At 63.6% G+C, this 14,400-nt stretch carries 14 protein-coding genes and 1 tRNA gene; 11 read left to right on the forward strand and 4 right to left on the reverse strand.

The features are described from left to right. The first annotated feature begins 256 nt into the window (after positions 1 to 256). Positions 257 to 748, forward strand: a complete 492-nt coding sequence (locus tag AABA86_RS03255) for a hypothetical protein (RefSeq protein ID WP_212245750.1) — start codon at positions 257 to 259, stop codon at positions 746 to 748. A 182-nt stretch (positions 749 to 930) separates the two neighbouring features. On the opposite strand, the gene AABA86_RS03260 is transcribed toward AABA86_RS03255, so the two are convergent. The 3 genes from AABA86_RS03260 to AABA86_RS03270 all read right to left on the reverse strand — a co-directional run bounded on the left by AABA86_RS03260 (position 931) and on the right by AABA86_RS03270 (position 2,323). Beyond that, entirely contained in the window at positions 931 to 1,257 is a 327-nt protein-coding gene (locus tag AABA86_RS03260) for a hypothetical protein (RefSeq protein ID WP_212245752.1), read from the reverse strand. A 136-nt stretch (positions 1,258 to 1,393) separates the two neighbouring features. After that, the gene (locus AABA86_RS03265) at positions 1,394 to 1,609 is read right to left on the reverse strand and encodes a hypothetical protein (RefSeq protein WP_143278659.1); all 216 of its coding nucleotides are present in this window, start codon (positions 1,607 to 1,609) and stop codon (positions 1,394 to 1,396) included. A 637-nt stretch (positions 1,610 to 2,246) separates the two neighbouring features. Continuing rightward, positions 2,247 to 2,323, reverse strand: a tRNA-Met gene (locus tag AABA86_RS03270). 369 nt (positions 2,324 to 2,692) lie between these two features. Here AABA86_RS03270 and AABA86_RS03275 point away from each other — a divergent pair. The 4 genes from AABA86_RS03275 (at position 2,693) to AABA86_RS03290 (ending at position 7,524) form a co-directional block, all read left to right on the forward strand. Beyond that, on the forward strand, positions 2,693 to 4,069 hold the full coding sequence (locus tag AABA86_RS03275) for a coniferyl aldehyde dehydrogenase (protein WP_445083448.1): 1,377 nt from the start codon (positions 2,693 to 2,695) through the stop codon (positions 4,067 to 4,069). 128 nt (positions 4,070 to 4,197) lie between these two features. Continuing rightward, positions 4,198 to 5,796 (forward strand): GMC family oxidoreductase, encoded by a 1,599-nt coding sequence (locus tag AABA86_RS03280; RefSeq protein WP_338305711.1) that lies wholly within the window; start codon positions 4,198 to 4,200, stop codon positions 5,794 to 5,796. Between the two features lie 304 nt (positions 5,797 to 6,100). Next, complete coding sequence (locus tag AABA86_RS03285) at positions 6,101 to 6,613, forward strand: CvpA family protein (RefSeq protein ID WP_212245761.1); 513 nt, start codon at positions 6,101 to 6,103, stop codon at positions 6,611 to 6,613. A 128-nt stretch (positions 6,614 to 6,741) separates the two neighbouring features. Then, entirely contained in the window at positions 6,742 to 7,524 is a 783-nt protein-coding gene (locus AABA86_RS03290) for an SDR family oxidoreductase (protein ID WP_212245763.1), read from the forward strand. A 49-nt stretch (positions 7,525 to 7,573) separates the two neighbouring features. Here the strand turns inward: AABA86_RS03290 and AABA86_RS03295 are convergent, their stop codons facing one another. Next, positions 7,574 to 8,050, reverse strand: coding sequence for a DUF3775 domain-containing protein (locus tag AABA86_RS03295; protein ID WP_028140632.1), 477 nt, complete (start codon positions 8,048 to 8,050; stop codon positions 7,574 to 7,576). A 114-nt stretch (positions 8,051 to 8,164) separates the two neighbouring features. On the opposite strand from AABA86_RS03295, the gene AABA86_RS03300 reads away from it, so the two are divergent. The 6 genes from AABA86_RS03300 to mbfA all read left to right on the forward strand — a co-directional run bounded on the left by AABA86_RS03300 (position 8,165) and on the right by mbfA (position 14,176). Next, positions 8,165 to 9,013, forward strand: a complete 849-nt coding sequence (locus tag AABA86_RS03300; RefSeq protein WP_338305712.1) for an MBL fold metallo-hydrolase — start codon at positions 8,165 to 8,167, stop codon at positions 9,011 to 9,013. Positions 9,014 to 9,253: 240 nt separating this feature from the next. Next, positions 9,254 to 10,096, forward strand: a complete 843-nt coding sequence (locus AABA86_RS03305) for a fumarylacetoacetate hydrolase family protein (protein ID WP_212245773.1) — start codon at positions 9,254 to 9,256, stop codon at positions 10,094 to 10,096. Between the two features lie 178 nt (positions 10,097 to 10,274). After that, complete coding sequence (locus AABA86_RS03310) at positions 10,275 to 10,886, forward strand: glutathione S-transferase family protein (RefSeq protein ID WP_338305713.1); 612 nt, start codon at positions 10,275 to 10,277, stop codon at positions 10,884 to 10,886. A gap of 103 nt (positions 10,887 to 10,989) precedes the next feature. Then, entirely contained in the window at positions 10,990 to 11,856 is an 867-nt protein-coding gene (locus tag AABA86_RS03315; protein WP_338305714.1) for an MBL fold metallo-hydrolase, read from the forward strand. Positions 11,857 to 11,990: 134 nt separating this feature from the next. Continuing rightward, positions 11,991 to 13,139: an alpha/beta hydrolase gene (locus AABA86_RS03320; RefSeq protein ID WP_338305715.1), complete on the forward strand. Its 1,149-nt coding sequence runs from the start codon at positions 11,991 to 11,993 to the stop codon at positions 13,137 to 13,139. A 65-nt stretch (positions 13,140 to 13,204) separates the two neighbouring features. Continuing rightward, on the forward strand, positions 13,205 to 14,176 hold the full coding sequence (mbfA, locus tag AABA86_RS03325; protein WP_338305716.1) for an iron exporter MbfA: 972 nt from the start codon (positions 13,205 to 13,207) through the stop codon (positions 14,174 to 14,176). Positions 14,177 to 14,400: the final 224 nt, after the last annotated feature.

Here is a 14,400-nt window from a genome sequence, read left to right on the forward strand (position 1 = left end):
TCACAGACCGGCGCTCGCGAAGAGCCTGACGCAAGATTACCTATCGGAGGAATCATGGCAATCGAACTTGCAAAGAAGCATGGCTGCATCACCGACCAGTAGCTCTCTGGACGAAGCACATTTTCGAATGATAGCGTTTGCGCGCGCGAACATGGGGCCGCGCGTTCTGGGGGCGCCGAGGGCTTCGTTCTGACCAACGAGCTTTGCTGGGCTGCACGTCACCCTGATTGGTTGGATCATATCGAAGGACAAGGCGATGGGTGGAAAAACATACAACGGCAAGCCGTTCAAAGACTTGATGAACAGCAATTACTACCCTCTGGCGAACATGAAGAGGAGCGTGGAAAAGCTCAAAGCGTCGGACGACATCGATCTGCCGACCCTGGAATACGGCCAATACCACCTGATTCTGACGCCGGCCTCGAAGTGGCCGCAGGGAAGCGCCAAATACTGGCACAAGGAGAAGGGCCGGGCTCGTCTCGACCTCAGCACCCAGCCGAACACGGTCCCGCTCTCCAGGGACGAGCCCGGCGTCATCCCGCTGACGCGATGCGACCTGCTCGATGCCTGCGTCCGGAAGTGCTTCAACTCCGAGCCGCCGATCCCGATGAAAACCAATATCATCGTTCATGCGCCGAGCGATGCCTTCGCCCACCGGCACGAGATCCGGTTGGAGTGGGAATACAAGAAGGGCTCGGACAGGCCGACGCTGCTCCATCTGACGATGGTCTGTCCGCACCGGGACTGATTGGAAACGTTCTGCGCTGTTGAGAACATCGTCGTCGCCCGCGCGCTGAAGACGCGCGGGCGTTTTCGGTTAGCGTTGACCGCTGGCCGGTTGAACAGCTCCTTGCCTGTCCGACCTTCTCATCACCGATGCGCGATGACGAGATCAGGGCTTTCCTTGGAAAGGCCGGGACCAGTGACGGGTCACATCCCCATGCAACGTTCCCACTTCTGCCGTTGGTCGGGCGTGACCTGCCCAGCGTCGTTCTGCGCCTGGGTAAAGCCCGCCTTCCGCTGACAGGCGCCGCTCTTGCCCATTCCGGAATTTTCTCCCGCCGGAGCCGCGTCCCGACAGGCCCTATAGGGATTCGCCTTCTCGGCCGGGACGGCATAGGCGCGCCATTGGGCGTAGGTGAAGCCGTATTTCTTCATGCATGCCAGCGCGTGCGGCGTGCTGTTCGAGGGTTCGGCCAGAGCCGGACTCGAGGCGAGCATCGCCAGAGTCAAAGCAGTCAGTACCGTCTTCTTCACGTAGCTTCTCCGAGGACAGGGATTGCGTGGGTCTGCGGCGACTCCAGCGATCCGTCTTGCAGAATATTGGAATAAAAAACGCCGAGCTCATGCGGATGCGTGCCTGCCCGAGACAGACGCGCGTCGCACGCGTTGATTAGTCGGTGCCCTTGTAGCCTGATTGCTTCCGGCACTTGTCGCGGACGGCCAAAGCCTCCTTGCGGGGAATGTTGAGGCGGACCGAGCCGTCCGGATTGCGAACGGCACCGTGCGCGACCATGCAGTCACGCGTGGCTTGAAGGGCGTCCTTGGCCGAAGCTGAAACGGTGAAAATGGCAGTAAGCGCGAGAACCGATATGGCGAGAGACTTCACAATGATTGGTCCTTTTTGCAGTTATGACATTCGGGTACGTCGAGCTGCGCTCTCCCTGACTGCGGACGGATGGCCCTTCGAGGGATTGGACTTCGAGAAATCATTGGAGGCAGCAGTGCCCAGCGTCTTCACACAAGGACTTGTGCGGCGCCGAAGCGCGGGCAGCGCGGCCAAAGCAAATGAGAGTATTGTCCCCCGTCCCCTTCAGGGCTGTCGTCAGGGCGAGGGCACGCAACCCCAGCAGCCCGTCGCAATTACAGGTTTAGCCTCGAGGTTCCACAATTGCAACCCGCCGCCATCGATGCCTGCGACGACAGCCAATGCTGCACAGCGTGAGAATTTCCCCGAGTGCCGTTGTGCGAGAGCTCGGTATACGCACGTCCCTGATGCGCAGATTTCCGCGAACGGCTTGGCAAAACAACACGGCCGTCCTCGCCGTGGCGGCGGCCATCAATTGAAACGGCAGGTGCGGAGCCAGCCTTCGCCGGCCTTGACGATCCCTCGGAAAGGCACAGAACGCGCCTGCAGCTGCACGTCTTCCCGCCACGGCGTGAGGCCCGTCACCGACCAGCCCCAAAACAAAAATGGCCCGCGCGATGCGGGCCATTTTCGTATCGGATCCGGTAAAATCCGAATTTGGTTGCGGGGATAGGATTTGAACCTATGACCTTCAGGTTATGAGCCTGACGAGCTACCGGGCTGCTCCACCCCGCGTTAAACACTTGCTTTGCCTTCAGTTGGATCCCGGGGACGGTCGGTTGAGGCCGGCGCTGTTCGCGTGGCTTTTCTCGTCCGTCCCAAAGGCTTCCTTGGAAGGCAACCCCGGGCAAAGCCCTCGGGTGCGGGGCGTATGTACCAACCCGAGCTGCCTTTGGAAAGGGCCGCGGGAACGTTTTTTTCGACTTTATGACAGCGGAAGCGACCGATTTCGGCTGCGTTCCGCGCGCTCTTGCCAGAAGTTCCACAAAGGGCCAGCTTGCGGCAACAAGATTAAGGCTGACACGCGCCCTTGAGGGAGGAACGCCCGTGGACAAATCCCTGACGAGCGCCCCGGTCGGAGCGCTGGAGGAGGCCTTCCACGCCATGGTCGCGCGGTCGCGGGACGAGCCGCCGGCCGGCCTTGCCGAGCGGCTCGACCGGCTGGCGCGGCTGCGCGCGGTGGTCGCCGACAACGAGGAGCGCTTCCGGCAGGCGATCTCGGCCGATTTCGGCCACCGCTCCGCGGTCGAGACCACCATCGCCGAGACCATGCTGCTGTTCTCCGAGATCCGGCATGCCACAAAACATCTCAAGAGCTGGATGGCGCCGCAGCGCGTCGCCACCGCGCTGCAATTCCTGCCCGCGCGCAACCGGCTGCTGCCGCAGCCGCTCGGCGTGGTCGGCATCATCGCGCCCTGGAATTATCCGCTCCAGCTCACGCTCGCGCCCGCGATCGGCGCGCTCGCCGCCGGCAACCGTGTCCTGATCAAGCCGAGCGAGCTCACGCCGCATTTCGCAGGCCTGCTGAAGGAGACCATCGGGCAGAGGTTCGATGCGACCGAGCTGCACGTCACCGGTATCGAGGGCGAGATCGCGCAAGGCTTTGCGCGCCTGCCGTTCGATCACCTCGTGTTCACCGGCTCGACCCGGGTCGGGCGGCTGGTCGCGGAGGCCGCGGGGCGTAACCTGACGCCGGTTACCCTCGAGCTCGGCGGCAAGTCGCCTGCGATCATCGACGCCTCGGCCGACCTCGATGAAGCGGCCGAGCGCATCGCCTACGGCAAGCTGCTCAATGCCGGGCAGACCTGCATCGCACCGGACTATGTGCTGGTGCCGGAGCGCTCGTTGCAGGCCTTCGCCGAGAAGGTCCGCGCCCAGATGCGGCGGATGTTCGGCACCGATCCTTCAAACAAGGACTATACGTCGATCATCTCGGACCGGCATTACGCCCGGCTCGAAAGCCTCGTCGCGGATGCGGCGCAGCGCGGCGCAAAGATCCTGCAGCCGGCGAAGGCGGACGATCCGAACTGGAAGGCGCACCGGAAATTCCCGCCGACGCTGATCGTCGGGGCGACCGAAGCGATGGCGGCGATGCAGGAGGAGATTTTTGGCCCCGTGCTCCCCGTTCTCGGCTATCGCGATCCCACTGAGGCCATCGCCTTCATCAACCATCGCGACCGGCCGCTGGCGCTGTACTGGTTCGGCAAGGACGGTGCCGCGCGCGACGAGGTGCTGGCGCGCACCATCTCCGGCGGCGTCACGATCAACGACTGCCTGTTTCACTTCACACAAATCAACCAGCCGATGGGCGGCGTCGGCGCATCCGGCACCGGCGCCTATCACGGCGAATGGGGCTTTCGCACGTTCAGCAAGCTGAAGCCGGTGTTCTATCGCTCCAAGTTCAACCGCCTCGCCGACCTCTATCCGCCCTATGGCGGCAAGATCGCGCGGCTGGAGAAGTTGATGCGGTTCATGTCGTAGTTGCTCGTCATTCCGGGGCGACGCGAAGCGTCGAGCCCGGAATCCATATCCACCAGTCGGGGTTATGGATTCCGGGCTCGCGCCAAGGGGCGCGCCCCGGAATGACGAAGGAAATGGGGGAAACATCAGTGACTGACACGTTCGATTTCGTCGTCGTGGGCGCGGGCTCCGGCGGCTGCGCGGTTGCAGGAAGGCTGTCGGAGGATGCGGCGACATCTGTTGCGCTGCTCGATGCGGGCGGACGGAACGACAATTGGCGCATCACCACGCCGTTCGGGCTTGCTCTGCCCTACCAAACCGCCAACTGGGGCTTCGATACCGTGCCGCAGAAGGGATTGAACGGCCGCATCGGCTATCAGCCGCGCGGCAAGGGTCTTGGCGGCTCCTCGGCGATCAACGCCATGGTCTACATCCGCGGCCACAAATGGGACTACGACCACTGGGCTTCGCTCGGCAATGCCGGCTGGTCGTATGCGGACGTGCTGCCGTATTTCAAGGCTTCCGAGAACAATTCCGATTTCGACGGCGAGTATCACGGCAAGGGCGGCCCGCTGCATGTCAACCGGCTGCGCTCGGACAATCCGATCCATGATGTCTTCCATCAGGCCGCACGCGAGGCGCAGTTCCGCATTCGCGAGGACTTCAATGGCGAGGATCACGAAGGGCTCGGCAGCTATCAGGTGACGCAGCACAATGGCGAACGCTGGAGCGCGGCGCGCGCCTATCTGCATCCCCACATCGACAAGCGCGCCAATCTGCGCGTCGAGACGGGGGCACACGCCACGAAAATCCTGTTCGAAGGCGGGCGCGCAGTCGGCATCGAATATGTCCAGGGCAAGCAGACGAAGCAGCTGCGCGCGCGCCGCGAGGTGATCCTTGCCGGCGGCGCCTTCCAGTCACCGCAATTGCTGATGTTGTCGGGCATCGGCGATGCAGATGCGCTCGGCAAGCACGGCATTGGCGTCGTGCATCATCTGCCCGGCGTCGGGCGCAATCTGCAGGACCACCCGGATTTCGTGTTCGTCTACGCCTCCGACTACCCGCACTTCGTTCACGCCTCGCTCGGCCGGCTGCCGTCCCTGCTCCGCGCCATCCAGCGCTATCGCCGCGAACGACGCGGCCTGATGACCACCAATTTCGCCGAATGCGGCGGCTTCCTGAAAACGCAGGCACATCTCGACGTGCCCGACATTCAGCTTCACTTCATCATCGCGATGCTCGACGACCACGGCCGCAAGAAGCACAAGGAGGCAGGCTTCTCATGTCACGTCTGCCTGCTGCGGCCGAAGAGCCGCGGCAGCGTCTGGCTGAAGAGCGCCGATCCGCTTGCGGCACCCATGATCGATCCGAACTTTCTCGGCGAGGAAGAGGATCTCGAGACGATGGTCGCGGGCTTCAAGACCACGCGGCGGCTGATGGAGACGCCCGCGATGCGCGCGCTGCAGAAGAAGGACATGTTCACGTCCGACGTGCGAACCGACGACGACATCCGCAACATTCTGCGTAGTCGCGTCGACACGGTCTATCACCCCGTCGGCACCTGCAAGATGGGGACGGATGCGCTTGCCGTGGTCGATCCGGCACTGAAGGTGCGCGGCGTCGAGGCCTTGCGCGTCGTCGACGCCTCGATCATGCCGACGCTGATCGGCGGCAACACCAACGCGCCGACCATCATGATCGGGGAGAAGGCGGCGGATATGATCAGGGCGGAGATGCGGGCGAGTTAGGCGACGCTATCTCCACGTCGTCGTCCCGGCGAACGCCGGGACCCATAGCCACAGGAAATGGTTTGGCGAAGATTGGTCGTTGCGCGGTATTGTCTCCTGCGCTCATCGATAGATCACGCGGTATGGGTCTCGGCGTTCGCCGGGACGACGCCTGAGATATTTTCTTTACCGACCTCGAATAAGCATGAATATTGGACACAACCCCCAGCCCCTGGAGCCAAGAAAAATACAGACGATTTTAGCGATCTGAAACCGAAATGATCGGTCCGGCGTTCATTCGTTCCATCGAGGCTGGGTTTTGCTCATGAACAATTTCGATCTCGCCGTCTATGCCGCGCTCGCCATCGCGATCGGCTTCGGCTTCAGGACCGGCCTGCTCCGCAGCGCCATGACCATCCTCGCCTATCTCCTCGCTGCGCCGATCGCGGTTGCGCTGATGCCGCTGATCGCGCCGCAAATCGCCGGCAACCCGAATGCGCCATTGCTGCAGAACTGGATCTGGCTGTTCGGCATCTTCGTGGTGGTCGGAATGCTGTTCGGCTATATCGGCCGCCTGGCGCTGAACGACACGATCCGCAACGCCGGCATCGGCGACCGGCTCGGCGGCGCCGCGCTCGGCGCCGTCAGGGTCGGTCTCGTCGCCACCACCCTGGTCCTGGTGTTCGACCAGATCGTGCCGGCCAACAAGCAGCCGCCGTTTCTCGCCGGCTCGCATCTGCGGCCGTTGTTCTCGACGGCGGGCCAGATGGGCTTCAAGTCGCTGCCGCCTGAAGCGGCCTCCGCGATCGACCGCCTCAAGCAGGAGCGGCGCATCTGATCTGGCGCATTTGCATCGCTAGCAGCGAGGCGCATGCATTTTGATGCGAGCCCATGCCTTACCAGCAGCGCCGATGTTGGCTAAGGTGACCGCCATCCAAACCTGCCTGACATTACGGGAGTGAAACAGTGGATCTTGGGATCAAAGGTCGCCGCGCCATCGTCTGCGCATCCAGCAAGGGCCTCGGCCGCGCCTGCGCCATCTCGCTGGCTGACGCCGGCGTTGACGTCACGCTGACCGCGCGCGGCGCGGAAGCTCTGAAGAAGACGGCGGACGAGATCCGGAAAGCCTATCCGAGCGTGAAGGTCACCGAGATCGTCGGCGACATCACGACGCCGGCCGGCCGCGAAGCCGTACTGAAGGCCTGCCCCGAGCCCGACATCCTGATCAACAACGCCGGCGGCCCGCCGCCCGGCGATTTCCGCAACTGGACCCGCGACGACTGGATCAAGGCGATCGACGCCAACATGCTGACGCCGATCGAGCTGATCAAGGCGACCGTGGACGGCATGATGGCGCGCAAGTTCGGCCGCATCGTCAACATCACCTCGGCCGCGGTGAAGGCGCCGATCGACATCCTCGGCCTCTCCAACGGCGCGCGCGCCGGTCTCACCGGCTTCATCGCCGGCCTGTCGCGCAAGACGGTGATCAACAACGTCACCATCAACGGCCTGCTGCCGGGTCCGTTCGAGACCGACCGGCTGACCGGCACCGCAAAGGCCGAGGCCGACAAGCGCGGCGTCTCGGCCGAACAGATCCTGACCGAGCGCGCCAAGCTCAATCCCGCCGGCCGCTTCGGCCAGCCCGACGAGTTCGGCTATGCCTGCGCCTTCCTGTGCGGCGCCAAGGCCGGCTTCATCACCGGGCAGAATATCCTGCTCGATGGCGGCGCGTTCCCGGGGACGCTCTGACGTCCCTTCGCTCTCTCCCCGTCCTGCGGGGAGAGAGCGCTTTGCAGGATCACCGCTGCTTCGTCGGCTCGTCTTCGTCCTGCTGACTCGGAGCGGACGAATCGGCCGTCGTGCGCTCGTCGGTCCAGTCGATGCCGAATTCGTCGAGCCCGCCTGCGAGCAGATCGCCCAGCATCGGCTCGCCGAGCAGGTAATGCACGGTTTCGCGGCGCGGGCTGCGATATTCTGTCCGCGCCTCCACCGCGCGGGCGCGCAAATCGTCCCAGTCATCGATGGTGCCGTCGCCGCGACCGAGCCAGGTCAGTGCGACGAGATCAAGCTGCTCGTCCTCGTTCAAGGCGATCATGAAGCTGCCGAGCTCTTGGACGACAGGATCGGAGCCGTCATCCTCGAGGACGTCGACCGCATCGTCATCGGTCGGGTTCGAGCCGGAATCCGGATCGGAATCCCCCTCCTTGACGTCGAATTCACGCGCCTTCTCGATGATGAAGGCGACCTTCTCCGCGGATATTGCAAGCTCTGGCATAGCTCCTCCTCCGGTTCCCGCGATAACGCCGCACAGCGTCAGATGATCCATTGCGCTCGATGACGGAAACGGCGCATCTTTCGACATCAAGGCAAAAACATGGGAAGGCGGCGGATGCAGTGGAAGGTCGGCCAGGTCAAAATCACCAAGATTGTGGAGCTGGAGACGGTCGGCTCGACCCGCTTCATCCTGCCGCTCGCGAGCAACGCAGAGATCCAGAAGCTGCCCTGGCTGATCCCGCATTTCGCCACCGAAGAGGGCCGGCTGAAAATGTCGATCCATTCGCTGGTGGTGGAGACGCCGTCGCGCCGCATCGTTATCGACACCGGCCTCGGCAACGACAAACAGGGCCGCAATGTTCCGACCTGGAACAACCGCACCACGCCGTTCCTGGCGACGATGATGGCAGCGGGCTTTGCGCCCGACAGCATCGACACGGTGCTGTGCACGCATCTTCATGTCGATCATGTCGGCTGGAACACGAAGCTGGTCGACGGCCAATGGGTGCCGACCTTTGCCAAGGCACGCTATGTCTTCGGCAAGACCGAATACGAGCATTGGCGGGAACATTCGACCGAGCCGGACAAGCGGGCCGTGTTCGAGGATTCCGTGCAGCCGATCGTCGACGCCGGCCGGGCCGATCTGATCCCGAGCGATCACCAGCTGTGCGAGGAGATCAGCATGATCCCGACCCCCGGCCACAGTCCCGGCCATATGAGCATTCTCATCCGATCGGACGGCGAACAGGGCCTGCTCACGGGTGACGTCGCCCATCACCCCTGCCAGATGGCACATCTCGACTGGTCCTCGACCGCGGATTCCGACCAGAGCCAATCCGCAAAGACACGGCGCGAATTGTTCGGCCGCTTTGCCGACACGCCGACGCTGGTGATCGGCGGCCATTTCTCGGCCGGGCATATCAGGCGGGATGGAGAGGCGTTCAGGTTTGTGGCGCTGGCCTAGGTCTCGTGCCCCGGATGCTGCGCAGCACGAAGTGATGCGCTGCTAAGCCGGGGCCCATCTATCTGGGTCCCGGCTCTGCGTCGCGTCATTTCATGCCGCGCCGCGTCCGGGACACGAGAGCGCCGTCCGCCCATCGAATCCAGAGGGCTGCAATGCACTGCTTTTCGGCGGTTGAATTTCCCCTCGCCCTGTTCCATGAAGCTGTTTAACCGATCGGTCCATTCCCAGGGAGAAACGAGAATGAAGCTTGTTCGTTATGGCGAGAAGGGTGCGGAAAAGCCCGGCCTGATCGACAAATCCGGCCAGTTGCGCGACCTGTCGGCGCATCTGAAGGACCTCACCGGCGAAGCCTATTCGCCCGAGAGCCTGAAGAAGCTGGCAGGCCTCGACCCCGCCTCGCTCCCCGCGGTCTCCGGCAAGCCGCGGTTCGGCGCGCCCGTCACCGGCATCTCGAAATTCGTCGCGATCGGCCTCAACTACTCCGACCATGCCAAGGAGACCGGCGCCGATATCCCGAGCGAGCCGATCATCTTCATGAAGGCCAACACGTCGCTGTCAGGCCCGAACGATGCGGTCGAAAAGCCGCGCGGCTCGACCAAGCTCGACTGGGAGGTCGAGATCGCCGCGATCATCGGCACCCGTGCGAAATATGTCTCGGAAGCCGACGCGCTGAACTACGTCGCCGGCTATTGCGTCTGCAACGACGTCTCCGAGCGCGCCTTCCAGATCGAGCGCCTGGGACAGTGGACCAAGGGCAAGTCGCACGACACGTTCGGCCCGCTCGGACCGTGGCTTGCAACCAAGGACGAGATCAAGGACGTGCAGAACCTGTCGATGTGGCTGGACGTCAACGGCCAGCGCCGCCAGACCGGCTCGACCAAGACCATGATCTTCTCCATGGCCAAGTGCATCTCCTATGTCTCGCAGTTCATGACGCTGCTGCCCGGCGACGTCATCACGACAGGCACCCCGCCCGGCGTCGGCCTTGGCATGAAGCCGCCGACCTTCCTCAATGTCGGCGACGTCGTCAGCCTCGGCATCGAGGGCCTCGGCGAGCAGCGCCAGGAGATCGTGGCGGCGTAAGCCGCAGGCGCATCACGCTCCATCGTCGTGCCCGGGCAGAAGCGCGTCTTCGCGCAAGATGTCCCGGGCATCCACGTCTCACAGTCTGACCGCGTGGAAACGCGTGGATGGCCGGGTCAAGCCCGGCCATGACTCAGGAGACACCGTTCGCACAAGATCGATTGCAGGGATGGTCCCCATGAAACTCACCTTCTCCCCCGCCTCGCCCTTCGCCCGCAAGGTGCGCATCGCCGCGATCGAGCTCGGGCTGATCGACAAGATCGAGCTCGTGCCCGCAAGCGTCGCGCCGGGCACGGCCAACGAGGACTATTCGAAGATCACGCCGCTGAAGAAGCTGCCGGTGCTGATCACCAATGACGGCGACGTCATTTTGGATTCCTACGTCATCGTCGAATATCTCAACGAGATCGCCGGCGGCAGCCTGATCCCCGATTACGGCACCCGGCGCTGGAAGGCCAAGACCAATCATTCCCTGATCAACGGCATGCTCGATTCCATGCTGCTGTGCCGCTACGAGAAGATGGTGCGGCCGCAGGGCCTGCAATGGCAGGCCTGGTCGGACGACCATTGGAACAGGGCGTGGACCGGCATGGCGCGGTTCGAGAACATGCCTGAGGTGCTGAACGGCCCGTTCGACATCTCGCAGATCGGCCTCGTCTGCGTGCTCGGCTATGCCGACTTCCGCTTCGCCGATTGCGGCTGGCGCAAGGCCTATCCGAAGCTGGACGCCTTCCATCAGAAGATGCTGGAGCGCCCCTCCGTGAAGATCTCGGTGCCGCCGGCCAGCTAAAGCGGGATGATCGTCATCGCGCTTTAGCTTGATTGTCGGAGCATGATCCTGTCGGAAAACCGCTGCACACTTTTCCGGATCATGCTGTACAACCGGAGTTCTCATGAGCCTGAAGTTCTCGGTCGGCGATCTCACCATCCATCGAATCATCGAGCAGGAGACCTCGTTCATCCCGGCGCTGGAGATGCTGCCGGGACTGACGCCGGACGTGCTGGCCGAGAACCGGGCATGGATGCGGCAAGCCAAGGCGCTGGACGAGCAGGATGTGTTGCTCCTGTGCTTCCAGTCCTATGTGGTGAAGACGCCGCATCACACCATCCTGGTCGACAGCTGCATCGGCAACGACAAGCCGCGGCCGCGACCGAAATGGAACATGAAGACCGACGATACTTATCTGCGCGCGCTCAACGCCGCCGGATTTGCGGTCGAGGACATCGACTTCGTGATGTGCACGCATCTGCACGTCGATCACGTCGGCTGGAACACGCGGCTGGAGAACGGCCGCTGGGTGCCGACCTTCCCCAAGGCGCGCTACGTCTTCGCGAGGCAGGAATTCGACCACTGGACCGAGCAGAACGCGAAGGCGCAGGTCGCCCCCTTCGCCGACAGCGTGCTGCCGGTGGTTGAGGCCGGACGCCACGAGCTCGTCGGCAACGATCATGAGATCGGCGATCACGTCCGCATCCTGCCGACGCCGGGCCATACGCCGGGGCATATCGCCGTCACGATGGGCCGCGGCAAGGACGATGCCGTGTTCTCCGGCGATCTCATGCACTCGCCGCTGCAGACGCTCTATCCGGAGCTGTCGATCAAGTTCGACGTCGATCCAGCCGCGGCAGCGAAAACGCGGCGCAGCTTCCTGGAGCGCTATTGCGACACCGACACGCTGTGCTGCACCGCGCATTTCCCGTCGCCCTCGGTGGGGAAGATCCGGCGCAAGGGCAATGCGTTTGTTTGCGCGGCGGTGTGACCAAGACACCGCACCCGTAGGGTGGGCAAAGCGAAGCGTGCCCACGATGCCTGGCTGTTGCGGGAGATTGGTGGGCACGGCGCGCGATGCGCGCCTTTGCCCGCCCTACGATTCCACCCGAGTGGAGAGACACGATGACCGCACTCCCTGACATCCCCCTGCCCGCCGGAATCCGCTCGCGTTATGTCGACGGCATCAACGGCTTGCGCATGCATGTGCTGGAGGCTGGCTTCGAGACCACGGGGCGGCCATGCCTCCTCTTGCTGCACGGCTTTCCCGAGCTCGCCTTCTCCTGGCGCAAAATCATGCCGACGCTGGCCGCGGCCGGCTATCACGTGATCGCGCCGGACCAGCGTGGCTATGGCCGCACGACGGGATGGACTGCGGATTACGACGGCGACCTTGCGCCGTTCTCGCTCCCCAATCTCGTGCGCGACGCGCTCGCCCTGGTGTCGGCGTTCGGCTACAGGCAAGTCGATCTGGCCGGGCATGATTTCGGCAGCCCGGTCGCGGCCTGGTGCGCGCTGATCCGGCCCGACGTGTTTCGTTCGGTGACGTTGATGAGCGCGCCGTTCGGCGGGCCGCCGGCGCTGCCGTTTGGCACGGTCGATGCTCCGGCAAAGCCTGCGGTGGAGGACCCCGTGCATCGCGAGCTCGCCGCGCTGCCGCGGCCGCGCAAACATTATCAATGGTACTATGCGACACGCCCGGCCAATGCCGACATGCAGCACGCGCCGCAGGGCGTGCATGATTTCCTGCGCGCCTATTATCATCACAAGAGCGCGGACTGGACCGACAACAAGCCTTATCCGTTGGCGTCGTGGTCGGCGGACGAGCTCGCAAAGCTGCCAACCTATTACGTGATGGATCTGAACGAGACCATGGCGGAGACCGTCGCCAAGGAGATGCCTTCGCGCGCCGCGATTGCCGCCAATCAATGGCTGCCGGATCGCGAGCTTGCCTATTACGCCGCCGAATATGGCCGCACCGGATTCCAGGGCGGGCTGCAATGGTACCGCTACGGCACGACCGGCGCCCTCAACAGCGAGATGCAGCTGTTTGCGGGACGCAGCATCGACGTGCCCTCCTGCTTCATCTCGGGCAAGCAGGATTGGGGCACCTATCAGCGCCCCGGCGTGTTCGAAGCGATGCAGGGACGCGGCTGCACGAAGATGCTCGGCTGCCATCTGGTCGATGGCGCCGGCCATTGGGTGCAGCAGGAGCAGCCGGCCGAGGTCAGCCGATTGGTGTTGGACTTCCTGGCCACGGTCCACGCGGCCTGATTTGACCCGGGAACCACGGCGTCCTATATAATTTAGAATAGTTCTAAACTCCATTCAGGGCCGTCGTGAAGAATTTTGCCGATCTAACCGAGCGCGAGGTGCTTGCGGTCGCGATCTCCTCCGAGGAGGAGGACAGCCGCATCTACATGACCTTCGCTGAGGACCTCCGCGAGCGTTACCCGGACACGGCGAAGATCTTCGAGGAGATGGCCGAGGAAGAACGCGGCCACCGGCACATGTTGCTGGAATTATACGAGCAGCGCTTCGGCAAGCATCTGCCGCCGATCCGGCGCGAGGACGTCAAGGGATTCCTGCGCCGCCGCCCGGTCTGGCTGACCAAGAACCTGTCGCTCGACGCCATCCGCAGGGAAGTCGAGACCATGGAGATGCAGGCGGAGCGCTTCTACGTGAAGGCCGCCGAACAGGCCCAGGACGTCGGCGTGCGCCGGCTGCTCGGCGATCTCGCCGAAGCCGAGAAAGGTCACGAGGAGACTGCCGCAAAGCTGACGGGCGAGATCCTGAATTCCGATGTCCGCGCCGAGGAGGACCGCACCAACCGCCGCATGTTCGTGCTGCAATATGTGCAGCCGGGCCTTGCCGGCCTGATGGACGGCTCGGTCTCGACGCTGGCGCCGCTGTTTGCCGCGGCCTTCGCGACCCACCAGAACTGGCAGACGTTCCTCGTCGGTCTTGCCGCCTCGATCGGCGCGGGCATCAGCATGGGCTTTGCGGAAGCGCTGTCCGACGACGGTTCGCTGACCGGGCGCGGCTCGCCATGGCTGCGCGGTCTCACCTGCGGGGCGATGACGACGCTCGGCGGCCTCGGCCACACCTTGCCCTATCTCGTGCCCGACGGCTGGGCCAATGCGTTCTGGATCGCGACCGCGATCGCCGGCGTCGTCGTGTTCTTCGAGTTGTGGGCGATCGCCTTCATTCGCGCGCGCTATATGGACACGCCGTTCCTCCAGGCGGTGTTCCAGATCGTGCTCGGCGGCGCGATCGTGCTCGCGGTAGGGATATTGATCGGGGCGGCCTAAATTAAGCCTCACCCTCGCTGTCATGCCCCGGCTTGACCGGGGCATCCAGTACGCCGCGGCCCATCGGCTCAATCACAACTTTCTCTGGAATACTGGATCGCCCGGTCAAGCCGGGCGATGACAGCGAATTCCTGATTTCGTCCATTCTGTGCCGCCGGCGCATCAATCGCGATCAAACAGCCGTTGCAGCCTTCGGGCAAACTGCGCATCATCCTCCGACAACA

It is taken from the genome of Bradyrhizobium sp. TM233 (assembly GCF_036247965.1).
Classification (GTDB): domain Bacteria; phylum Pseudomonadota; class Alphaproteobacteria; order Rhizobiales; family Xanthobacteraceae; genus Bradyrhizobium; species Bradyrhizobium ottawaense.

Coding starts and splice junctions, on each gene's coding strand:
- AABA86_RS03300 (WP_338305712.1), top strand. CDS start 8,165: ATGCAGTGGAAGGTCGGCCAGGTCAAAATCACCAAGATTGTGGAGCTG.
- AABA86_RS03320 (WP_338305715.1), top strand. CDS start 11,991: ATGACCGCACTCCCTGACATCCCCCTGCCCGCCGGAATCCGCTCGCGT.
- AABA86_RS03315 (WP_338305714.1), top strand. CDS start 10,990: ATGAGCCTGAAGTTCTCGGTCGGCGATCTCACCATCCATCGAATCATC.
- AABA86_RS03295 (WP_028140632.1), bottom strand. CDS start 8,050: ATGCCAGAGCTTGCAATATCCGCGGAGAAGGTCGCCTTCATCATCGAG.
- AABA86_RS03285 (WP_212245761.1), top strand. CDS start 6,101: ATGAACAATTTCGATCTCGCCGTCTATGCCGCGCTCGCCATCGCGATC.
- AABA86_RS03275 (WP_445083448.1), top strand. CDS start 2,693: ATGGTCGCGCGGTCGCGGGACGAGCCGCCGGCCGGCCTTGCCGAGCGG.
- AABA86_RS03305 (WP_212245773.1), top strand. CDS start 9,254: ATGAAGCTTGTTCGTTATGGCGAGAAGGGTGCGGAAAAGCCCGGCCTG.
- AABA86_RS03255 (WP_212245750.1), top strand. CDS start 257: ATGGGTGGAAAAACATACAACGGCAAGCCGTTCAAAGACTTGATGAAC.
- AABA86_RS03310 (WP_338305713.1), top strand. CDS start 10,275: ATGAAACTCACCTTCTCCCCCGCCTCGCCCTTCGCCCGCAAGGTGCGC.